The 22,958-nt window shown below is 65.6% G+C and carries 15 protein-coding genes; 9 read left to right on the top strand and 6 right to left on the bottom strand.

Going from position 1 to position 22,958, the window contains the following annotated elements:
* Complete coding sequence (gene ffh / locus OLSU_RS05245) at window positions 1-1,398, top strand: signal recognition particle protein (RefSeq protein ID WP_013251908.1); 1,398 nt, start codon at window positions 1-3, stop codon at window positions 1,396-1,398.
* Between the two features lie 76 nt (window positions 1,399-1,474).
* Here ffh and OLSU_RS05240 read toward each other — a convergent pair whose 3' ends face one another.
* Window positions 1,475-3,151, bottom strand: coding sequence for a L,D-transpeptidase family protein (locus OLSU_RS05240; RefSeq protein ID WP_148219058.1), 1,677 nt, complete (start codon window positions 3,149-3,151; stop codon window positions 1,475-1,477).
* A gap of 110 nt (window positions 3,152-3,261) precedes the next feature.
* On the opposite strand from OLSU_RS05240, the gene OLSU_RS05235 reads away from it, so the two are divergent.
* The gene (locus tag OLSU_RS05235) at window positions 3,262-4,095 is read left to right on the top strand and encodes a TrmH family RNA methyltransferase (RefSeq protein WP_013251906.1); all 834 of its coding nucleotides are present in this window, start codon (window positions 3,262-3,264) and stop codon (window positions 4,093-4,095) included.
* Window positions 4,096-4,108: 13 nt separating this feature from the next.
* Here OLSU_RS05235 and ftsH read toward each other — a convergent pair whose 3' ends face one another.
* Window positions 4,109-6,010, bottom strand: coding sequence for an ATP-dependent zinc metalloprotease FtsH (ftsH, locus tag OLSU_RS05230; protein WP_013251905.1), 1,902 nt, complete (start codon window positions 6,008-6,010; stop codon window positions 4,109-4,111).
* Window positions 6,011-6,202: 192 nt separating this feature from the next.
* Window positions 6,203-8,200, bottom strand: coding sequence for a fructose-bisphosphatase class III (locus OLSU_RS05225; RefSeq protein ID WP_013251904.1), 1,998 nt, complete (start codon window positions 8,198-8,200; stop codon window positions 6,203-6,205).
* A 940-nt stretch (window positions 8,201-9,140) separates the two neighbouring features.
* On the opposite strand from OLSU_RS05225, the gene ileS reads away from it, so the two are divergent.
* From ileS to OLSU_RS05195, 6 genes are all read left to right on the top strand, one after another.
* Complete coding sequence (ileS, locus tag OLSU_RS05220; RefSeq protein WP_013251903.1) at window positions 9,141-11,951, top strand: isoleucine--tRNA ligase; 2,811 nt, start codon at window positions 9,141-9,143, stop codon at window positions 11,949-11,951.
* A 9-nt stretch (window positions 11,952-11,960) separates the two neighbouring features.
* Complete coding sequence (gene lspA, locus OLSU_RS05215; RefSeq protein WP_013251902.1) at window positions 11,961-12,491, top strand: signal peptidase II; 531 nt, start codon at window positions 11,961-11,963, stop codon at window positions 12,489-12,491.
* Between the two features lie 3 nt (window positions 12,492-12,494).
* A complete protein-coding gene (locus OLSU_RS05210) occupies window positions 12,495-13,523 on the top strand; it encodes an RluA family pseudouridine synthase (RefSeq protein ID WP_013251901.1) in 1,029 nt (342 codons plus the stop codon).
* 75 nt (window positions 13,524-13,598) lie between these two features.
* The gene (locus OLSU_RS05205) at window positions 13,599-14,846 is read left to right on the top strand and encodes a glycosyltransferase family 2 protein (RefSeq protein ID WP_049765215.1); all 1,248 of its coding nucleotides are present in this window, start codon (window positions 13,599-13,601) and stop codon (window positions 14,844-14,846) included.
* Window positions 14,847-15,013: 167 nt separating this feature from the next.
* Entirely contained in the window at window positions 15,014-16,531 is a 1,518-nt protein-coding gene (locus tag OLSU_RS05200) for an IMP dehydrogenase (protein WP_013251899.1), read from the top strand.
* Window positions 16,532-16,578: 47 nt separating this feature from the next.
* Window positions 16,579-17,667: a 5-bromo-4-chloroindolyl phosphate hydrolysis family protein gene (locus OLSU_RS05195; RefSeq protein WP_013251898.1), complete on the top strand. Its 1,089-nt coding sequence runs from the start codon at window positions 16,579-16,581 to the stop codon at window positions 17,665-17,667.
* A 41-nt stretch (window positions 17,668-17,708) separates the two neighbouring features.
* Here the strand turns inward: OLSU_RS05195 and OLSU_RS05190 are convergent, their stop codons facing one another.
* From OLSU_RS05190 to OLSU_RS05180, 3 genes are all read right to left on the bottom strand, one after another.
* Window positions 17,709-18,860 carry a toxic anion resistance protein gene (locus OLSU_RS05190; RefSeq protein ID WP_013251897.1) on the bottom strand — a complete coding sequence of 384 codons (1,152 nt, stop codon included), beginning with the start codon at window positions 18,858-18,860 and terminating at the stop codon, window positions 17,709-17,711.
* A gap of 177 nt (window positions 18,861-19,037) precedes the next feature.
* Window positions 19,038-19,649, bottom strand: coding sequence for a trigger factor (locus OLSU_RS05185; protein WP_041548924.1), 612 nt, complete (start codon window positions 19,647-19,649; stop codon window positions 19,038-19,040).
* 105 nt (window positions 19,650-19,754) lie between these two features.
* The gene (locus OLSU_RS05180) at window positions 19,755-20,414 is read right to left on the bottom strand and encodes a Crp/Fnr family transcriptional regulator (RefSeq protein WP_148219057.1); all 660 of its coding nucleotides are present in this window, start codon (window positions 20,412-20,414) and stop codon (window positions 19,755-19,757) included.
* Window positions 20,415-20,617: 203 nt separating this feature from the next.
* Between OLSU_RS05180 and OLSU_RS05175 the strand changes: the two genes are divergently transcribed.
* Window positions 20,618-22,903: an ATP-dependent Clp protease ATP-binding subunit gene (locus OLSU_RS05175; RefSeq protein WP_013251895.1), complete on the top strand. Its 2,286-nt coding sequence runs from the start codon at window positions 20,618-20,620 to the stop codon at window positions 22,901-22,903.
* Window positions 22,904-22,958: the final 55 nt, after the last annotated feature.

The raw sequence follows: 22,958 nt of genomic DNA, 5'->3' as shown, positions 1-22,958 counted from the left end.
ATGTTCAACAGCCTTTCCGACCGCCTCCAGTCGACCTTCGACGCGCTGCGCGGCAAGGGCCGCCTCACCGAGGACGACATCAACAAGGCCATGCGCGAGATTCGCATGGCCCTCCTCGAGGCGGACGTCAACTATCGCGTCGTGAAGGGCTTCGTGGCGTCGTGCAAGGAGAAGTGCATGACCGCCGAGGTCCTGGACTCGCTCTCACCGGCACAGAACGTCGTGCGCATCGTGCTCGACGAGCTCACCCGCCTCCTCGGCTCCACCGAGTCCAAGCTCGTGCTCGCCCAGAACCGTACGCCCAACGTGATCATGATGGTCGGCCTGCAGGGCTCCGGCAAGACGACCGCCTCGGCCAAGCTCGCCTACCTCCTCAGGAGGGAGGGACACAGCCCCCTTCTGGCCGCCTGCGACACCCACAGGCCCGCCGCCGCCGACCAGCTCGAGACCCTGGGCTCAGAGATCGGCGTCGGCGTGTACCGTGGCGACGGCAAGGACGCCGTCAGGGTGGCCACGGAGGCCATCCGGGCCGCCGTCGACCACCTCAACGACATCGTGATCGTCGACACGGCCGGTCGCCTGCAGATCGACGAGGAGATGATGCAGGAGGCGGTGGACATCAAGTCCGCCGTCAAGCCCGACCAGATCCTCATGGTCGTCGATGCCATGACCGGCCAGGACATCGTCAACGTCGTCCGGGAGTTCGCGAGCCGCGTCGACTTCGATGGCGTCATCATGTCCAAGCTCGACGGCGACGCCCGCGGCGGTGGCGCGCTCTCGGTCCGCGAGGTGACCGGCAAGCCCATCAAGTACGTCTCCCTGGGCGAGAAGCCCGACTCCCTCGAGGTCTTCCATCCCGACCGCATGGCCAAGCGCATACTGGGCATGGGCGATGTCTACGGCATCATCGAACAGGCCCAGCGCGTCGCCGACGAGAAGGACGTCGAGGATGCCGAGCGCATGCTGCGCGAGGGCTTCACGATGGACGACATGCTCTCCCAGATGCAGCAGATCCGCAAGATGGGCGGCCTCCAGAAGATCCTCTCCTCGCTGCCCGGCGGGGACCGCGCCATCCAGCAGGCGGGCGGCAGCGTCTCCGACGACCAAATCGTACGTATCGAGGCCATGATCCGCTCCATGACGCGAGAGGAGCGCCAGAGGCCCAAGACCATCAACGGCCAGCGCCGCAAGCGCATCGCGCGCGGCTCGGGACGCAGCGTCCAGGAGGTCAACCAGCTCCTGAGGCAGTGGGGCGAGATGAACAAGATGATGGGCAAGATGCGCCAGCTCGCCGGCAGCGGCTCCAAGAGGCAGATGCGCCAGATGAAGGGCATGCTGCGCAACGCCGGTGGCAGCATGGGTGCCCTGGGCGGCTTCGGCGGAAAGATGCCGTTCTAGCGAGTCCCTGCCAGAGAGCCTCGGCCCCTATTCGGGGTCCTGGTCCCGGTCCCGGGACCTTGGGACCGCCGTCGCCCTAGGAGTGGACCACCACCACGTCGCCGACCTGCACGAGGCCGTAGAGCGCCTGTGCGTTCGCCGAAGGCAGGTTGATGCAGCCGTGGGAGCCGTTGCCCCGGTAGATGGTGCCGCCAAACGTGCCACGCCACGGCGCGTCGTGGAATGCGACCATGTTGTCGACGAAGGGCATCCAGTAGGAGACCTTCGACTTGTAATCGGGCTCCCCGTCGTGGTTCTCGTCCAGGCCGATGAGGGTCTGGTTCGTGCCCATGTTGCCGTTGATGGAATAGACGCCCTCCGGCGTCCCACGGTCCTCGGTGACGTCCCCCGTCACGCAGTCGGACTCCCAGATGACGGAGCCGCTGGCGTCGTAGAAGCGGACATGCTGCTCGGTGAGGTCGACGTCGATGTAGCGCGCCCATTCGGCCCCGCCGGGATTCCAGCTGGCCGCAGTGGCCTTCCAGGGGACCTCGACGGTCGCTGCGGTGCCGGCCTGGATGTTGGCCGCGATGGTCTGGGCCAGTGCGGCGCCGTCGACGTTCCAGCCGTAGGTGCCGCCCGAGACGGTGCAGGACTTGCCGTCGGGTCGTGTGTAGCTACGTGTGGTTCCCACGGTGTCGAGCTGCTTGGAGAGCTCGCCCTGCGCCCAGTCGGTCATGGCTGCGGTGTCGAGCGAGACGGAGAGGTCGTCGCCTACGCTGACCCATTGCGCGATCTGGTCGGCGGAGACGGTCGCCGCGACCGAGCCGTTGGCCGTGAGCGTCTGCGCCGCCGTGAGGTAGGCGTTGGCCTGCCTGGCCGCTGCGGCCAGCTGCGCTGAGTCCTTGGTCACGGCTGGCTTCAGGATCTCCTCCTTGCCCAGTTCGAGGGAGGGCTGGCCCGTGGAGAGCGCCGCGACGATGGCCCGCTTGGTGGCCTCGGCGTCGAGGGCGGTGCCATAGGTCTCGGGTGTGACGGAGAAGGACTTGGCGCTGGGGTCGTAGTCCAGCCGTGCGTCGGTTGGCTGGGTCGCACTGGCATTGGCCTGGGTCACGGCGTCATCGACGAGGGTGCCAAGCTTCCCCTCGTCGTAGCCGATGCCCCCCTCGACCCTCACGTCCTCTCCCATGAGGGCGGTAAGGGGCCAGGCCCAGGCGTTGGACTGGGCCCGCGCGCTTGCGGCATAGGAGTCGGCGTCGACGGTGAGGTCGATGTCGGATGCCTTGACCGACAGGCTCAGGCCATCCCCCGTGACCTGCATGCTATAGTCGCTGACGGAGCTGTCCACCTCGGAGGAGAGGGCCTGTGTGCTCTTGAGTGCGACGCTCTGGCCGTTGACGCTGGTCCCCGGGGCAAAGACGTTCGCAAAAACCGCGACGCCGCCCAGGTAGAGCGCACCCAGGACGGCGGCGGCGACGCCCGCGGCCCTGAGGGCGCGCCTGGTTCCCCGCCCCGCCTTGGGGCGCGCCCCGGACGAGGGGCGCTCCGATGCCCCGTGTGCGCCATGGGCCGGGTGCGCCCCGTGAGGGCCATGGCATCCGCCTGCGGCATTCCCCGCCTCTGGCGCGCGCGTCGCCGTAGGTGCAGGCGCGCGGCGCGTGCCCCGTGCGGCCCGCATCGTTTGCCCCCTGAGGCCGTTGCCGGGCCTCAGGGTCTCGAACTGCCGTGTGCCTTGGTGCCCGTCCTGGTCATTCTTCATGTCTCGGCTAGCCACGTGTCTTCTCTCAAACTGTTCGCTCGACGGCAGGGCGCCGCACCCGTAAAATTCTTTCTCGGACCATTCTATCCCTAGACGAGGAATCCTCGGCAATAGCAGGTATTTCAATGACAATTACAAACGTCTCAGAAATAGGTGACATAGGCGACCCCCGCATCGACGCCTACGTCCGTCTGACGGACCGTCAGCTCAGAAGCGTGCTCGACCCCAACTCCGCGCTCGTCATCCTCGAGTCCCTCAACGTGATCACCCTCGCCGTTCGGGAGGGTGTCGAGCTCGTCTCCGTCTTCGTCGAAAGACGCCACCTCGAGCGCCTCCTCGCGGAGCTCCCCTCCCTTTCCGAGAGGGACATCGAGGTCTTTGTCGCGTCCCGTGCGGTGATGAGCGAAGTCGTCGGGTTCAACGTCGTCCGCGGCTACCTTGCCGCAGCCAGACGCCCACACCCGCGGGAGGCGCAAGAGGTCCTCGAGGGGGCCTCCCGCGTTGCCGTCCTGGAGGGCCTCACCGACGTGAGCAACGTGGGCGCGCTCTTCCGCTCCGCCGCCGCGCTTGGGGTCGATGCTCTGCTTCTGGCACCAACCTGCGCAGACCCCTTCAACCGCCGAGCCATCCGCACCTCCATGGGGACGGTCTTCCAACTCCCCTGGGCTCCGGCGCCTCGCCCCTGGCCACAGGCAACCTTCGACGCCCTGCGCGCCGACGGCTTCACCTCCGTGGCCCTGGCGCTCGACGAGTGCGCCGTCCGCCTGGACGATCCTGCGCTCGCGGATAGCGGGCGCGTGGCGCTCTTTTTCGGCAGCGAGGGGACGGGCCTCTCGGACGACGTGCTCTCGGCGGTCGACCGGTCGGCCATCATCCCCATGTCACGTGGGGTCGACTCGCTCAACGTCGCCGCGTCCTCTGCGGTCGCGTTCTGGGAGCTTTGCGCGCGGAGGAGGTAGCGTTCGGGGGACCCTAGCCCTCGGGGGCGCTATTGTACTTGGGGGCGAAGCCGTCGTCTCGGTTGAGGATGTTCATGAACTCCTCGCCGGTGATGGTCTCCTTCTTCTGGAGGTAGTGGGCAATCTCGTGGAGCTTGAAGCGGTTCTCGTTCAGCGTCTTGAGCGCGGTCTGGTGACCCTCCTCCACGAGGCGCTTGACCTCCTCGTCCACGTCGCGCGCGGTGCCCTCAGAGCAGGTGAGTTCCGTTCCGCCTCCCAGGTAGCGGCTGCGCTGCTCGCCCAGGGCCATCATGCCGAACTTCTCGGACATGCCCAGCTGCGTGACCATCGCGCGGGCGATCTTGGTCGCCTTCTCGATGTCGTTGGCCGCGCCTGAGGTCATGTGCCCGAAGATGAGCTCCTCGGCAGCGCGCCCGCCGCACAGGACGGCGATACGCTGCTTGTACTCCTCGCGCGTGGTGAGGTAGTGCTCGTCCTCCTCGGCCTGCATGGTGAAGCCGAGGGCGCCCGAGGTGCGTGGGACGATGGTGATCTTGGAGACGGGCGCCTTGCCGTCCTGGACGGCCGCGACGATGGCATGGCCCGTCTCGTGATAGGCGACCACGTCCTTCTCGTGCTCGGAGAGGACGGTCGACTTCTTCTTCTCGCCGGCTATGACGACGTCCACCGATTCCTCTATGTCGGTCTGCGATACGCGCTTGCGGCCCATGCGTACGGCACGCAGGGCGGCTTCGTTGATCATGTTGGCGAGGTCCGCGCCGGATGCCCCCGGCGTCTGGCGGGCGACGGAGCCGAAGTTGATGCCCGGCTCCATCCTCACGTCGCCTGCATGCAGCTTCAGGATGGCCTCGCGGCCGGTGAGGTCGGGAAGCTCCACGGGGATGCGGCGGTCGAAGCGGCCGGGGCGCAGCAGCGCCTGGTCGAGGGACTCGGGACGGTTGGTGGCCGCGAGCACGACGATGCCCTTGTGGTTGTCGAAGCCGTCCATCTCGGAGAGGAGCTGGTTCAGGGTCTGCTCGCGCTCGTCATTCGAGTTGAGCGACATGTCACGCTTCTTGCCCACGGCGTCGATCTCGTCGATGAAGATGATGCAGGGGGCCTTCTTGTTCGCCTCCTTGAAGAGGTCGCGCACCTTGGCCGCGCCGCGACCGACGAACATCTCGACGAACTCCGAACCGGAGATCTGGAAGAAGGTGACGCCCGCCTCGCCGGCGACCGCCTTTGCGAGCAGCGTCTTGCCCGTGCCCGGAGGACCCACGAGCAGCGCTCCGCGTGGGCAGCGGGCGCCGATCTCGGTGTACTTGTCGGGGTTCTTGAGGAACGAGACGATCTCCTGCAGGGACTCCTTGGCCTCGTCCTGGCCAGCGACGTCCTTGAAGGTCGTGTCGACCTCCTCGCCCTTGACCTCCTTGGCGTTGGAACGACCCAGGCCGCCCTGGCCCAGGCCGAAGCCGCCACCGAGGTTCATGGAGGGGTTGTCGTCGCCCATCTGCCTCTTGAGGCGTCGGTTGAGCAGCCAGCCGCCGCCAAAGATGATGATGAGCGGGGCGAGGTTTATGAGGACGTACAGCCACATGCTGGCGCTGGTGTCGGGGATCTGCGCCGAGAAGTCCACGTCGTGCTTCTCGAGACGCTCCACCAGCTTGTCGTCGTTGGGGAACTGCGTGGTCTCGAAGACCTGCTCGCCGTCGCCCTCGCCGGTTGTGAAGCGGATGGTGTTGTCACCCGTGGTGAGCTGCACCTGCCTGACCTGGTCGTCATCCACCATCTCCAGGAACTCGCTGTAGCTCTTCTTCTGGACCTGCATGGTGGCGATGCTGGGGTAGAGCAGCGTGCGCAGCGTGACCGCGACGGCGATCGCGATGATCAGGTACAGGATCAGCGACTGGCGCTTCCTCTTGTCGTTCATCTCCATCTTGGGGTGACGCTCCTTCGTCGTGTCTGTGGGTCGCGGGACAGCCCCCGTTGCCTGGCTGCGTCTTTAGATACCCAAACGGTTGTGCCGGCCTTCCGCAGTTCACGCTTCCGTCACAAGAAGGATGTGACGCAAGAAGGACGTCCGCCGGCCCCATCGACGAAACCGTGGGGCGCGCCTCGTGCCAACCGCCTAGCGCTCGCACTCGGCGATGGCGCCCGTACGATAGGCATGCAGCAGGCGGCGCAGGTCGGCGATCTGCGCACGGATCTCGCGGCCCGTGTCGGTGTCGCGGATCTTGAGCGGGACCTCCTCGCGCTCTATCACGGTCGTGCTGCTCTCGATGTCGACGTTGTCGTCGAGAGCCGCCTCGACGCTCTGGAACGGTCGGTGCGCCTTGATGCGCATGCCGTCGCTCGCTGCCGTGAGCGTATAGCCCGCTATGCCGGTCTTCTTGTGGTACGCCTGGCAGAAGCCCCCGTCGATGACCATGAGCCGCCCGTCGGCCCGCAGGGGGCTCTCTCCTGCCTTGGCCTTCACGGGAACGTGCCCGTTCACGATGTGGGCACCCGAGGCGTCCAGGCCGAACTCCTCGAGGACGTCTTCGCAGACGGCGGGGGAGCGCGTGAGGCGGTAATAGGGATCCTCTGGCTCCACCCAGGTGGACTCGTCCTCGACGAAGCTGCGTTCGAAGGTCTTCACCACGCGTCCCGACAGGGGCGAGTGGCGACCGCACCAGAGGTACCACATCCAGTCGAGGGCCTCCTGGTCGCCCTCGTGCCATGCGCGGCGCGCGATACGGTCGCAGAAGTCCATGTACGCGCGACCCGAGATGGAGCCACCTGCCGCCTCGATGGCGGAGAAGGACCCGTCGGCATCCAGCGGCAGGCAGCCGTGGAAGAGGAGGACGTTGTTCCACACCAGGTAGAGCGTGCCCTTCTCGTACAGGAACGAGACGTGTCGCCTGAGGCGGTCGGACTCGTGGAACGCGGTGACGAGGCCGTCAAGCACCCGGCGCTCCCCGTCCGTGAGCTCGTAGGGCCGCTCGGGGTCGACGGTGGGAAAGTCGCAGGTCTTGAGTTCGCAGCGCCTTCCGTCGATCGTGACGGACGCGTCCTGCAGGTCGATCTTGTCCAAGAGCAGGCGGTCCTCCATCTGGAACTCGGGGTGCCGGACGATGAGCTGACCCTCGAGCTTGAAGAGCATGACGTCGATCGCCTTCTCCATGGCCGAGATCTCGTCATCCGCACGGTAGCTACGCCCCGCGAAGAGCGCCAGCTCGCGCAGGGAGATGCCGTAGGCGCTCTCGAGCATGTCGAGCGTGCCGTAGCGCACGTTGGTGCGTACGACCGACGCGATGCACGCCTCGCTTCCCGCCGCAGCCCCCATCCAGCAGATGTCGTGGTTGCCCCACTGGATGTCGAGCGAGTGGTAGCCCATGAGCCTGTCGATGATGCGGTCCGCGTGCGGGCCGCGGTCGAAGACGTCACCCACGATGTGCAGGCGGTCGACGGCGAGTCGCTTGATCAGGGACGCCAGCGAGCAGATGAAGTCGTCGGCCGACCCCGTCCCGATGATGGAGTAGAGGATCTGCACATGGTACTCGTGGCGGCTCGTCTCGCCCGCCCCCGACGCATGGAGCAGCTCGTCGATGATGTAGGCGTAGGCGACGGGCATGGCCTTGCGGACCTTCGAGCGCGTGTAGAGCCCCGACAGCAGACGGGCGATGCGGACGAGCCTCATCAGGTTCTCGGCATACCATGCCTCGCTTGCGAGGCCGCTGTCGTGGGCTCGCCGCAACTTCTCGTGGGGATAGTAGATGAGCGTGCAGAGGTCCGCCTGCTCGGCAGCGGAGAGCTCCCCTTGGAACATGGCGCTCACACGCTCCCGTATGACGCCCGAGCAGTTGTTGAGGATGTGGACGAAGGCCTCGTACTCGCCATGGACGTCACTCATGAAGTGCTCGGTGCCCTTGGGCAGGTTGAGGATGGCCTCGAGGTTGATGATCTCGGTGAAGACGGACTGAGAGGTGGGGAAGTTTCGGGAGAGGAGCGTCAGGTAGCGCTCCTCCGCGCAGGGCAGGGCGCCGGTCCCATGCACTGACGAACGTGCCGATGGGTGCTGCGCCGCCGTGCGTTGCGACGTCGGGTGCTGCGGTATCGGGTGCCGAGACGTCGGGTGCTGCGTCATGGGGTGCCTCCTTCGCGTGCGGAATCCTCGCGTGGGCGAGTGAATGGTGGACGTGCGCGGGCGACGACGCGAGCGACGTGCGCGGGCGAACAAGCTGTGCGAGCGAGCAGGTTGTACGGGCGAGTGAGCGCGGACAAGCCAATCTTGCCATTTCGGACATCCCCTGGGACACGGACCTCCCGACCGGACCTGCGAGCGGTCCAACTTTCTTGCCCTCAGGTTCAGGGCCCGGGTGGGAGCTCGTCCACCGCGGTCGCGACATGTCCGTTCTTGCCCTCAGGTTCAGGGTCCAAGTAGCAAAAGCTCCTGAGGGACTTTTGGCACTTTCGTCAATTTATAGATATCTACCTGCGTGAATGCATAAAAGTAACAAAAGTCACTCAGGTACTTTTGTTACTTTTCCGCTCGATCGCCTTTTCGCCTGGTCGCTTTTCCCCTTTCGGCTGTGCGGGCCGTCTTGCCGCCTGCTCCTTGCGTCATCGCACGCCAGCACTACGGAAGGGCTGCAGGAGGTCCAGGTTGGCTGCGGCGCGCCGAGGCCGCGCCGGGGGCGTGTATGGGCGTCAGGGCACGCTGCCCTTCGTCGTGTTTGGTCCGCTTGCCGGGCCCGTGCTATCATCTCGTCCGAACCAAAGGCTGTGAAGGGGACGAGTACCCGGGGCAGCGTGGCCCACAGAGAGCGGGGGAGCTGAGAAACCGCAGCCACGTCCCAGGGAAGATCACCCCAGAGCTGCGGCCCCAAAGCCGTGGGTGTGCGCGCAGGCGTCAGGACCCTCGGGCGAGTAGGCGCCGTCGGAGTGGTCGCCGTGACAGGCCAGCCGAGTAAGGCGGATACATCCGCTCGCTGGGTGGTTACAAGCGAAGTGTGAAACGAGCGCTTCGTCCCAGCAGAAGGGACGGGCGCTTTTTGTTTCGAGTGCCCCAGAAGGAAGGACGGAAGGTGGCAAACGAGTTCAAGAGGACCATGAACCTGCCCCACACCAGGTTCGCCATGCGCGCCAGCCTTGCCCAGAACGAGCCCAAGAGGCTTGCGAGCTGGGAGGAGAACGACGTCTATGCCCAGATGATCGCCAAGAACGAGGGCCATGACAAGTTCGTGCTCCACGACGGCCCCCCTTACGCGAACGGCCCCATCCACCTGGGTCACGCACAGAACAAGATCTCCAAGGACATCATCAACCGCTACTGGTCCATGCGGGGCTACCAGACCCCCTACGTTCCCGGCTGGGACTGCCACGGCCAGCCCATCGAGCACAAGGTGGAGGAGATGCTCGGCACGGCGAAGTTCAACCAGCTCCCCACCGAGAAGATCCGCGAGCTCTGCCGCAAGCTGGCCGTCGAGCAGGTCGACACCCAACGCCAGGGCTTCAAGCGCCTGGGCGTGCTCGGCGAGTGGGATGACCCCTACCTCACCTACGTCAACGACTACGATGCCACCGACGTCGAGATCTTCAAGGCGATCTTCGACAGGGGGTCCATCTACCGCGGTCGCAAGCCGGTGCACTGGTGCAGCCACTGCCATACGGCCCTGGCCGAGGCGGAGATCGAGTACGGCGACGAGGTGTCGCCCGCCATCTTCGTCCGCTTCGAGATGACCACCGTCCCTGCCGGCCTCGAGGCCTACGAGGGCAACCTCTGGGTGGACATCTGGACAACCACGCCCTGGACGCTTCCCGCAGACGACGCAGTGATCCTCCATCCCGAAGCCGACTACGTGGCCGTACTGGTGGACGGTCGCGCGGAGCTCATGGCCGAGGCCCTTGTCGAGAAGGACTGCGCCAGGTTCGGCTACGAGTCCTGGGAACTCGCGAAGGCCGGCGACGGCACCGCCTGGCGCATGAACGGCGCCGAGCTCTGCCACAACAGGTACAGGCAGCCCATCTTCGGCGACCAGGGGGTCGAGGGCGAGTTCATCTACGCCGACTACGTCACCCTCGATGACGGTACCGGCATCGTGCACTCCGCACCTGGCCATGGCGTGGACGACTACAACGCCGGCGTGCGCTTCGACATCCCCATCGTGATGCCCGTCGACGACGACGGCCGCTTCTACAAGGGCGACGGCATGGGTAGCGGCGGCCCCTGGTCCGGCATGGAGGTAAACGAGGCCAACCCCAAGATCATCGGGTGGCTGCGCGAGCGCGGCACCCTGATCATGCACGAGGACATCAGCCACAGCTACCCGCACTGCTGGCGCTGCAAGAACCCCGTCATATTCCGCGCCACCAGCCAGTGGTTCGTCTCCATGGACCAGACGGGTCTCCGCCAGCAGGCGCTCGACGAGCTCGAGAGGGTCGACTTCTATCCCGCGCACGCCATCAAGCGCATCAGGTCCATGGTCGAGGGCCGTCCCGACTGGTGCATCAGCCGCCAGCGCAACTGGGGCGTCCCCATTCCCGCGTACAGCTGCGAGGACTGCGGCGAGACCGTCATGAACGACGACACCCTCGACAAGGTCATCGAGCTGTTCCGCGAGAAGGGATCCGACGCCTGGTTCACGGACGATCCCGCCAGCTACCTGGGCGACGCCTGCGTCTGCCCCAAATGCGGGGGGCGCCACCTCAAGGCGAACAGGGACATCCTGGACGTCTGGTGGGACTCCGGCGTGAGCCACACGGCCGTCTGCAAGCACCGCAGTAACCTGCAGTTCCCCGCTGACATGTACCTGGAGGGATCTGACCAGCACCGCGGATGGTTCATGAGCTCGCTCATGACCTCCGTGGGCGCCTATGGCGTGGCCCCATACAAGTCCGTCGTGTCCCAGGGCTTTACCCTCGACGGGCAGGGGCGCAAGATGAGCAAGTCGCTCGGCAACGTCATCGACCCCAACGAGGTCTGTGCCACGAACGGTGCCGACGTCCTGCGCCTCTGGGTCTCCTCCGTCGACACCTCCACCGACGTCCCCTGCGACGAGACCATCCTCTCGCACGTGGGCGATGCCTACCGCAAGATCCGCAACACCTTCCGCTTCCTTCTGGGCGAGCTCGAGGACCAGTTCGATCCCGAGGCCGATGCCCTGCCCTTCGACGAGCTTTTGCCCTTCGACCGTCTGACCCTCGCACACATGTGCGAGGTCCACGACGCCGTGAGCAGGGCGTACGAGGGCTACCGCTTCAATGCCGTCTACCGTACGCTCTACGACTACGTGACCGAGCTCTCCAACGGCTACCTCAACGCCACGAAGGACCGCATGTACTGCGACGAGCGCGGCTCCCGTGGCCGCAGGAGCGCCCAGACCGTATGGGCGCAGGTCCTCTCGATGCTCGTCCACGACCTGCAACCCATCCTGGTCTACACGACCGACGAGGCCATGGAGTTCATGCCGGCGGCCCTGCGCGACGGCCAGGACTTCGCGGCACTCCTCGACTGGTACCGAAATCCCGTGGAGGAAGGTGCCTGGCGACCGCTGCTGCCCACCTACCGTGCGCTGGGGGAGGTGCGCGGCGCCTTCACCAAGGCCTTCGAGGAGGCAAAGGATGCCGGCGTCGTGACCGAGCAGTCCACCCAAGCAGCCCGCGCCGTCCTGAGCGTCCCGGCCGAGCCCTTCGCGCTGCTCTCCCAGAGCGCCTGCGACCTTGCGGAGGTCTTCGTCTGCTCCGAGGTCGAGCTTCGCCCCTCCGACGAGCTCTCCTGCGTCGTCGCGCCTGCGGACGGCGAGAGGTGCCCTCGTTGCTGGAACTGGCGAGAGCTGGGCGAAGACGGCCTCTGTGGGCGCTGCCACGGTGCCGTCGAGCACTGCGACTGCGAATAGGAGGTCCACTTGGACATCAGCCGTCCCCTCTCGCGCCGCGGCGGGCGCACCTTCGCGTTCTGGTTTGCCGTCCTGGTCGTGGTCACCCTCGACCAGGCGGTGAAGGCCGCCGTCAGGGCCAGGCTCGCGGTGGGGGAGGTGGCCCCCCTCCTTCCGGGCGTGTTGCGGCTCGAGCACGTCGAGAACACCGGCGCCGCCTTCTCCATGGGCGAGGGTGCGGGCGTGCTCTTCGTCCTCGTCGCCCTTGCCGTGCTCGTCGCGTGCGTGCTGCTCGTCTGGCGAGAGGAGCTCCCGCTCCCGCTCGCGGCCGCCGTCGGATGCGTCGCGGGCGGTGGCGTCGGCAACGCGGTCGATCGCGTGCTCTTCGGCTCGGTGACCGACTTTTTCGCGACGACCTTCGTGAGCTTCCCGGTCTTCAACGTCGCCGACGTCTTCGTGACCTGTGGCATCGCCCTCGCGCTCGTCGGCTACTGCCTCTGGGACGCGCGTCGGACGCGTGAGGAGGCCCTCGCCCACGAGGCCTGCGACGGCAGGTCCTGACCCATGTCCGAGACCCTCGTCAGCGCCCTCGTCGGCCCCGACGCCGACGGCATGCGCCTCGACGCCTTCCTCGCCACGGTCGACGGCTGCCCCTCCCGCAGCGCCTGCGCGCGCCTGATAGGGGAGGGCGCCGTCACGATCAACTCGACGCCTGCGACCTCCAAGAGCGAGTGCGTCTGCCTGGGCGATCGCATACAGGCTTGCGTACCGGTGGCGCAGGGCGGTCCCGGTGCGCTCAGTCCCAACCCCGACATCGAGCTTGACGTGCGCTTCGAGGACGAGCACCTCCTCGTCCTCTCGAAGCAGGCGGGCCTCGTCTGCCACCCGTCGCCGGGGCATGTCGATGACACGCTTGCCAATGCGCTCGTCGCGCATTGCGGCTATGGGCACCTGGGCATGCTCCAGGGCGACGACCGTCCCGGCATCGTGCACCGGCTCGACATGGACACCTCGGGCCTCATGGTCGCCGCCAAGAGCGACGAGGTGCAGCGCGCGCTCCAGGACCTCATCCGCCTGCGCGCGCTCGACCGCCGCTATGTGGTGCTCGTGCAGGGTTACGTCGCCCCCGACGCGGGGACCGTCACCACCGGCATAGCCCGCTCCACCCGCGACCGCCTGCGCATGGCCGTCTCCGACGACCCCATGGCCCGCGAGGCCATCACGACCTTCGCCACGCTCGAGCGCTTCGAGGCCTCGCGCTCAGACGAGGGCTACTCCCTTCTCGAGTGCCACCTCTACACCGGCCGCACGCACCAGATCCGCGTCCACATGCGCCACATCGGCCACCAGGTCGTGGGAGACCAGCTCTACGGTCGCGGTGGCGATCGGCAGAACCGTGGCCTCAGGAGGCAGTTCCTCCACTCGTGGCACATCCGCTTCGACCATCCCGTGACGGGCGCGACCATCGAGCGCGCCGACGCCCTGCCAGACGATCTTCTCGGTATACTGGAGTCGCTCAAGGGCAGCTCGATGGGCCGTACCGAGGCGGGGGAGAGGATCTGCCCCCAGCTGGGGGTCGGCGACCTCTCCTGATGCCGGCTCGCGACCGAGAGGCAGGTTCACGTGAACTTCCTGAAGATCGGGCTCACGCCCATCGTCATCTTCAACATGGTCCTGATGGTCTTCTTCACCTTGGCCTACTTCTACCAGCTGGTCTACATCATCCGTGTCTGGAGGCGCGGCGACGTCGCCCTGCCCAAGGCGAAGAGGAACCACTCCTACGCCTTCGTGATCGCCGCCCACAACGAGGAGCCCGTCATCGGCAACCTCGTGCGCTCCATCCTCAGTCAGAGGTACGACGGCGTCATCGACTGCTTCGTCGTGGCGGATGCCTGCACGGATGCCACCGCAGCGGAGGCCCTCGAGGCCGGCGCCATCACCTGGGAGCGCAACGACCTGGTGCGCAAGGGCAAGAGCTGGGTCCTGGACTACGCCTTCAACCGCATCCTCGACGAGTATGGCGACAAGTACGAGGCCTTCTTCGTCATGGATGCCGACAACCTGATCGCCCCCAACTACGTGGAGGTCATGAACCGTGCCTTCGACTGCGGCTACCTGGTCTGCACCAGCTACCGCAACTCCAAGAACTTCGATTCCAGCTGGATCAGCTCGGCCTACGCCCTCTGGTTCCTGCGCGAGGCGAAGTTCCTGAACAACGCACGCATGATGTTGGGAACCAGCTGCGCCATCTCGGGGTCCGGCTGGATGGTCTCGGCCTCGATCATCCGTGGCATGCATGGCTGGCGCTTCCACACGCTCACCGAGGACATCCAGTTCTCCACCTTCTGCTGCGCCCATGGCATCCAGATCGGCTATGCGCCCGCCGAGTTCTTCGACGAGCAGCCGCTGACCTTCAAGGCCTCCTGGACCCAGCGCATGCGGTGGACCAAAGGCTTCTACCAAGTGTTCTTCTCCTACAACAAGAACCTGCTCACGGGCATCGGCAAGGGGCAGTTCGCTTCGTACGACATGCTCATGACCATTGCCCCAGGCATGATCCTGACCCTGCTCTCCGCGTTCGTGAACGCGACCTACCTCATCATCGGCACCCTGAGCCACGGCTTCATCGCCACCCAGGGGGAGCTTGCCATGTGCGTGGGCTCGCTCGTCATGACCTTTGGCTCCATGTACGTGGTGTTCCTCCTGCTTGCCATCATCACCACCGTCTCCGAGCGCAAGCATATCCACGCCAAGAAGAAGTGGCGCATCATCACGAACCTCTTCACGTTCCCCCTGTTCATGATGAGTTACATCCCCATCACGGTCGCGGCACTCTTCAAGCGTGTCGAATGGGTTCCCACCAGGCATGACATCGCCGTCAATGTCGATGACGTCTTGAGCGAGGGCGCCCGCTGACGTCCCCGAGCGCCTCGATTCCGTGATCCTGGCCGCAAGCCGGCGTGTAGTGCTTCGATGGTGGGCCGCCCGGCTGGGCCGTGCCCTGTCCGCGAATGGTAGAATCCGTGCAATATTCGGCATCGCTTGTCGACAGTCGCATGAGCACGACGGAGGGAGACGCATCCATGGCAACGTTCTTCGAGGGGGAGTCCCACACCTTCTCCGAGTACCTTCTGGTCCCTGGCTACTCCTCCCACGAGAACGTCCCCGCAAACGTCTCCCTCGAGACCCCCCTGGTCAAGTTCAGGCGCGGCGAGGAGCCGCCCATCAGGATGAACGTCCCCATGGTGTCCGCCATCATGCAGGCCGTCTCCGGACCGCGTCTGGCCATCGCCCTTGCGCAACAGGGCGGCATCTCCTTCATCTACGGCTCCCAGACCCCCGAGTCCGAGGCGGCCATGGTCCGCGAGGTCAAGACCTACAAGGCGGGCTTCGTCGTGTCCGACTCCACGCTGACGCCTGACATGACGTTGGCGGACGTCCTCGAGATGCGCGACCGCACCGGCCACACCACCATGCCCGTCACGGCCGACGGCAGCCCGACCGGTCCCTTCCGTGGCATCGTCACCTCGCGCGACTACCGCGTCTCGCGTGACGACCGTGGCAAGAGGGTCTTCGAGTTCATGACGGGCGCCAAGGACTGCGTCACGGCCGATCCGAGCACCTCGCTCAAGGCCTGCAACGACATCATCTGGGACCACAAGATCAACACCCTGCCCATCGTGGACGCTCAGGGGAACCTCGTCTCGCTGGTCTTCCGCAAGGACTACGACTCCCACAAGTCCCGTCCTGACGAGCTCCTCGACGAGCACAAGCGCTACATCGTCGGTGCCGGCATCAACACCCGTGATTATGCCGAGCGCGTGCCCTTGCTCGTCGAGGCCGGTGCCGACGTCCTGTGCATCGACTCCTCCGAGGGATTCTCCGAGTGGCAGAAGCTGACCCTCGACTGGGTCCGCGCGAACTACGGTGACTCCGTCAAGGTGGGCGCCGGTAACGTCGTCGATGCAGAGGGCTTCCGCTATCTCGCCGACTGTGGTGCCGACTTTGTCAAGGTCGGCATCGGTGGAGGTTCCATCTGCATCACCCGCGAGCAGAAGGGCATCGGCCGTGGCCAGGCGTCGGCACTCATCGACGTCTGCCGGGCACGTGACGAATACTTCGAGGAGACGGGCGTCTACGTTCCGGTCTGCTCCGATGGCGGCATCGTCTACGACTATCACATGACGCTCGCCCTCGCCATGGGTGCCGACTTCCTGATGCTCGGCCGCTACTTCGCGCGCTTCGACGAGTCGCCCACCCGCAGGCTCAACGTCAACGGTTCCTACGTCAAGGAGTACTGGGGCGAGGGCTCCGCGCGCGCCCGCAACTGGGCCCGCTATGACTTGGGCGGAGACAAGAAGGGCCTCTCCTTCGTCGAGGGCGTCGACTCCTACGTCCCCTATGCCGGGCCGCTCAAGGACAACGTCGAGAGCTCGCTCACCAAGGTCCGCTCCACTATGTGCAACTGCGGTGCCCTCGACCTTGTGCAGCTGCGCGAGAAGGCCAGGATCACCCTCGTGTCCGCGACCTCCCTCGTCGAGGGCGGCGCGCATGACGTCATGCTCAAGGACTCGAACTCTGACGGCAACTTCAGGTCGTAGGCGCATCGCCGCCGCGACAGGTGGCTGACACCCGAGGTGTGGTGACGATGGACGAGAAGGACCAGGAGATCCCGGGCGGCGGCGTCGAGCGCCAGGTGGGGGAGTCCGTCTCGAAGATGGGCCTGGAGGACCTTGTCGACTCGATGGGGCGTGTGGCCCAGGGCGCCGCCCGTCAGCTGGGCCTCGTCGGTGGCGACCCCTCTCCCTATGTCATCTGCGAGCGGAACGCCACCAGGCGTGCCGTTGTCAGGACCGTCGGAGGCGTGGTCCTTCTGGCCATCGCCTTCTCGCTTCTGCCCGTCTCCGGTGTGTTTGCCCTGCTCGGGACCTCTGCATCCGTAGTTGTCCTCGCCATCGCCATCGTCTTCGCCGCCCTCGGTCTGTGGGGGATACTCCAAGGGAGTCGAAGGCGGAGACTGGCCAAGGCGCTCGCGCAGGTGGCCAAGGCGGTCGGGGAGAGGCAGAGCGTCCCGCTCGTCGAGCTTGCGGGTCGCGTCGAGGTCCCCGTCGGCCAGCTCGGGCTACTCGTCGGTGAGGCGATCAAAAGGGGGCTTATCCCCGAGGGGCGCCTGGACGCGCCGCTGGGGACGCAGACGCTCTACCTCACCACCTCATCCTGGGAGGACGACTGCACCGCTCGCGACGCCGTGACGGCGGCACGGGCGCAGGCCGAGTCACGGCGGCAGGAGCTCACCGAAGACGCGTGCGAGGTGGTGGAGGCCTGCTCGTCGTTCGTGACACGCATCCACGCGCTTGGGCCGAGGGTCAGCGACGGGAAGGTCTTCCTGTCACTCGAGGGCATCGCATCCAAGGTCGCAGGCCTCTCTGATTACGTGGCGGCACACCCCGAGGCGGCATCCCAGCTCCGTCGTGCGGTCACCTACTACCTGCCTACCACCGCCAAGCTTGCGAGCTCGTACGTGGAGCTCGAGGGCTGCTCCGAGAGCCCCGAGGCAAGCTCGACGAAGGAGGAGCTGAAGAGGACCATCGCCCTAGTCGATTCCTCGCTCGCAAGACTCTCGGACGAGCTTTTGCGGGAGCAGTCGTGGGACCTCAGGGGGGACATGAAGGTCATGCGCACGATGCTCGAGCAGGACGGCCTTGCGGACGGCAGGGATGATGTCCCGCGTGCGTAGAGCCGCGCGCCGAGGACGTCGCACCGGACCTGCGGGGATGCTCAGTAGTTCGAGGCCTCGATGAGCTTGGCCTTCAGCTCGCCCTCTATCTTGGAGAGCTCGGCCTCTGCCTGGCGGCGGCGCTCGCGGCCCTCGGCCTGTACGCGGGCCACCTCGTCGAGCGTGGAGATGAGCTGCTCGTTGGTGTGCCGCAGCGTCTCGATGTCCACCACGCCGCGCTCGGCCTCCTTGGCGGCGTCCACCGTCGCCACCCTGAGCTGATCGGCGTTCTTCTTGAGGAGTTCGTTGGTCATGTCCGCCACTTCGCGCTGCGCGCGGGCGGCCTGCGTCGCATGCTCGATGCCCAGGGCGATGACCATCTGGTTCTTCCAGAGCGGGATGGTGTTGACCACGGTGGACTGGATCTTCTCGGCCATCACCGCGTCGGAGCTCTGGACCATGCGGATCTGGGGTGCCGTCTGCAGTGCCACCTGGCGCGTGAGCTCCAGGTCAAAGATACGCTTCTCGAAGCGGTCGCACTGCTGTGTGAGGTCACGGGCCGCCTGCGCGTCCTCTGCGAGGCCCGTCCCCGCCGCCCTCGCCTGCAGGGCCGCAAGGTCGCCCTCGCGTACCTGCGCGAGCTTCTCCTTGCCGGCGACCACGTACATCGTCAGCTCCTTGAAGTACGCCTCGTTGAGGGAGTAGAGCTGGTCGAGCATGGAGATGTCCTTGAGCAGCGTCCGCTGGTGGCCCTCGAGTGCCTCCGATATGGAGCGCACGTTCCTTTCCACCTCGCTGTAGCGGGCCTTGAGGCCCTCCAGGCCATTCCGTGCCTTGCGGAAGATGCCGAACAGGCCACCCTCGTCCTGCTTGGGGTCGAAGTTCTTGAGCGTGACCACCAGGGAGCTTATGTCGTCGCCGATCTCGCCCAGGTTGCTCCCGCGCACCCCCGTGAGGGCCCGCTCGGAGAACTCCGAGACCTTGCGCTGGGATCCTACGCCATAGGAGAGGACGCCTGCGGTGTCGGTGACGTCGATCTTCTCCACGAAGGAGGACAGCTTCTCCCGTTCCTGGGGGGTGAGCGATGCGGCTGGGTCACTCTTGGGAACAGCCTCGGAGTCTGGCGAGACCTCGGAGGCGCGGGGCATGGGGTCACCGAACTCGAGGCGTGGCTCGGGAACTTCCATCTCGAAGTCCTGGACGGCGTCTGACATGGATCCTCCTGCGATGGTCGGGGCACGCACGGCATCGAGAGAATTCTATCGCAGGGAAGTCTCCCTCGCCTCCCATGAGTCCGGCCACTGGCAGGGTGACCCGACCACACCGCCCTTGGGCTGGCCTATACCGGGGCAGCGGCGCCTCTCCCGCACCCGCCTCCCGAGGGAGCGCGCTCAGTCCTTGGGGGCGTGCCTCAGCATGAGCTGGGTTACGAGCCTCGACGCCTTCTCAATGGCGATGTCCTCGCGCACCACCGTGGCCTCGCCGCCCTTTTGGAGGAATCGCTCAAGCTCCTCACGTGAGAGGGGATAGCGTGTGGAGAGACGCTCGACCTCCCTGGCGTACTCCTCGTCGGTGGCGTCTATGCCTTCGGCACGGGCGATGGCGAGGAGGACGGCCCGCGACTTTATCTGCTCGGTGGCCTCGCGTTCAAGGTCGGCTATGAAGCCCTTTTCGTCTGTGCCCATGGCCTTGTAGTAGTCCTCGAGCGAGTGCGAGTCGGCCGCGAGACGGCTCTCGATCTCCATGGCCATGGCCATGGCACGGCTGCTGGCAAGTTGCTTGGGAACGCTGACGCTGCTCTGCCTGGTCACCTTTCTCACATAGTATGAGCAGAGGAAGTGTCCGTACATGGTGTCGCGGAACTCCTCGGGACCACTCTCGGCCTCCTGGCGTGCCAAGGCATAGTCTTCGTTGCTCAGCTGGATGGCCGAGTAGTCACAGAGCTTGACGCGAACGTTGGCGAGGCCTCCCTGGCGGGGGACGGCGCGGAACCTGCCTGTCATAGCGATCTCCCTTCGGGGCGTTCTCTCGTCTCTCCCATCGGCATGTGCCGTCGTCGCAGTCTGTGCATGGGATGCACAGACTGCGCGTGGCGCGCCAGGGTACCGTCAGAGCTCGTTGTTCATGAAGGCTGACACGGGTGCGGCCAGCTCCTCAAGTGCGTCCTGGTCAATGATTGTGATTTCATTGGGGGACGAGCGCTCTATTATCCCGTATTCCTTGAGCTTGGAAAGTATGTTGTAGAAGTTACGCCGACTCATCTTCAGCTTCTTGCTGGTGGTGCTCGCGCTGGAGATCTCGCATACGCCATCCCGTGCGTTCTCCATGAGCCAGTACGAGAAGACCCTCTTGTCGCTGAAGAGGTCGTACGTCAGGTTGAGCTTGAACATCTCGTACAGTCGGACGCTGGTCTTGAAATAGAAGAGCATGCGAAAGCCCGGATCCTTCATCAGCGTCTCGTTGAAGAACCTGGGCGATATCCTCACGAGGTCGCAGGGCGTCCGTGCGATGGACGAGCAATAGAAGTTCTGCCCGTAGTGGTTGCTCAGGTGCCCCGTGAACTCGTCATCGAAGTTGGTGTCGACGATGATGGTGCGTCCCCTGTGCGAGGTGGCACAGTCATCCACCACTCCCGAGACCAGGTACCAGATCGGATAGCTATTGTCGTACGCGGGGCAGAAGTTCGTGCCCTTCTCGACATGAATCAGCCTGTAGCCATCCGGGTGTCCCGCAATGAACGGATATATCTGAGTTTCCTTGAACTCCAAGGCCACCTCCCATCCTCCTTGTTTGGGCTGGTGCACGACGCGCTCATCCTGCATAGGATATCCAGGCTCAAGACAATCCCTCACTAACATAGCCACAAACGCTTCCTCTGGCCAGCCGAACGGTGCAACTTGCATCCCTTTGCCGCGTGCGAGACTTCCGTAGCCCCATAATTGACGAAAGCGTGCCCAACCAGGAGGCCCAAATGAGACTCAGCAACCTGACCAACGGTGCCGAACAGGCGATGGCGCGGTCCAGAGAGATCGCAAGCTCGCTCGGCCAGCATCTTGTGGGCTCTGAGCACCTGCTCCTCTCGCTCCTACGGGACGAGGGCGCCGCCTCAAGCGTCCTTGGCGCCTTCGGGGTGCGCTATGGCAGCGTCATGGCCGCCCTGTCCAGGACGGACGGCGAGCTTGCAAGCCAGCATGCGGGTTACCTCGGCCTGAGCTACACCCCCAACGCCACCCATGTTCTCGAGCACGCGAAGCGCCATGCGGAGGAGATACGTTCCATCCTCATCTCCACCGAACAGATCCTCTGGGGCATCCTCGATGTCGAGGAGTGTCTGGCCTTTCAGATCCTGTCCACCATGGGCGTGGACATGCACCAGCTGCGTCGCATCCTCGAGGAGGATTCGCTTGCCGCCGTGTCGGCCATACGCAGCAGCGGCATCTCGGAGGACGAGGGCTCGTCCTTCGGCACCCTGGAGGAGTTTGGCACCGACCTCACCGAGCGTGCCGCCAAGGGGGAGCTTGACGAGGTCATCGGCCGCAAGGACGACATGCGCCAGCTGATGCAGATCCTGGGCCGCCGTCGCAAGAACAACCCGCTGATCCTGGGCGACCCTGGTGTGGGCAAGAGCGCCCTGGTCGAGGGCCTGGCCGACCTCATCGTCGTCGGCAAGGTTCCCTCCTACCTCAAAGGCGTCAGGATCATCACCCTTGACCTTGGCAGCATAGTCTCGGGCAGCAAGTACCGCGGCGACTTCGAGAGGCGCATGCGCGGCTGCATCCAGGAGGCCATGCGGGCAGGCAACGTCATCCTCTTCATCGACGAGATTCACTCGGTCATCGGCGCCGGCGCCGGAGAGGGCTCCGTGGACGCCGGGTCCATCCTGAAGCCACCCCTCTCCCGTGGCGACATCCAGGTGATCGGTGCCACCACCATCGACGAGTACCGCAAGCGCTTCACCAACGACCCCGCCCTCGAGCGCAGGTTCCAGCCCCTTACCATAGAGGAGCCCGACTCCGACGAGACCCTGCTCATCCTCGACGGCCTGAAGGAGCGCTACGAGAGCTTCCACGGCGTGAGCTACACGTCCGAGGCCCTCGAGTCCGCAGTCGGGCTCTCCGGCCGCTACCTCAGCGGTCGCCACCAGCCCGACAAGGCCATCGACGTCATGGATGCCGCCGGCGCCCGTCTGTGCTACGAGTCCACCATGGGCGAGGCGGGCGAGACCGGGCTCGCTTCCGAAGGCGCCGTCGTGGTGGACAAGCACCTCGTCGCCGAGATCGTGAGCGAGGCCTCGGGCGTGCCCGTCTCCCGCCTCACCGAGGAGCAGTCCAAGCGCCTGCTCAAGATGGAGGAGGCGCTGGAGCGCAGGGTGGTCGGCCAGGACGAGGCCGTGTCCGTGGTGTCCAAGACCATACGACGCGTGCGTGCCGGCCTGTCCGACCCGCGCCGTCCCGGCGGCTCCTTCCTCTTCCTGGGCCCCACTGGCGTAGGTAAGACCGAGCTGGCAAAGGCGCTGGCCGAGTTCCTCTTCGGCAGCGAGGGCTCCCTCATCACCTTCGACATGTCCGAGTACATGGAGAAGTTCGCCGTCTCCAGGCTCATCGGGGCCCCTCCCGGATACGTGGGCTACGACGAGGGGGGTCAGCTCACCAAGGCGGTGAGGCTGCACCCATACTCGGTCATCCTCTTCGACGAGATGGAGAAGGCCCATCCCGACGTCTTCAACATCCTCCTGCAGGTGCTTGAGGAGGGCAGGCTCACCGACGGCCAGGGGCGCAAGGTCAACTTCCGCAACGCCATCGTCATCATGACCAGCAATGTGGGTGCCCGCGACATCATGCGCGACCGTACCGTGGGCTTCATGCCCACCACCGAGGAGGCGGACGCCCTGGCCGTGCGCAAGGACGTCACCAGCTCGCTTTCCAGGATGTTCCGCCCCGAGTTCCTCAACCGTATCGACCGCCAGGTCATCTTCAATCGCATCACTGGTGAGAACGGCATCAAGATCGTCGATCTCATGCTGGGCGACCTCCTTGAGAGGCTCGGAGGTAGGGGTCTGGGCATCGAGGTCACGCCGGAGGCCAAGGGGCTCCTTGCCAAGGAGGGCATAGACGAGAAATATGGCGCCCGCTCCCTGCGCAGGGTCATCCAGCAGAGGCTGGAAGACCCGATAAGCGAGGGCATCCTTCGCGGCGACTGGGACGACGGTGACGTCATCCACGTTGACTGCGAGGACGATGGCCTCCAGATCAGCTAGGTCGCGGCGCGCAGGGCACCGCCAGGGCACCCAGGCCCGAACGGATCCAATGCGG

The sequence above is a fragment of the Olsenella uli DSM 7084 genome, assembly GCF_000143845.1.
Classification (GTDB): domain Bacteria; phylum Actinomycetota; class Coriobacteriia; order Coriobacteriales; family Atopobiaceae; genus Olsenella; species Olsenella uli.
Note: the sequence above shows the minus strand (reverse complement) of the source record. Positions and strands in the feature narration are given on the sequence as shown.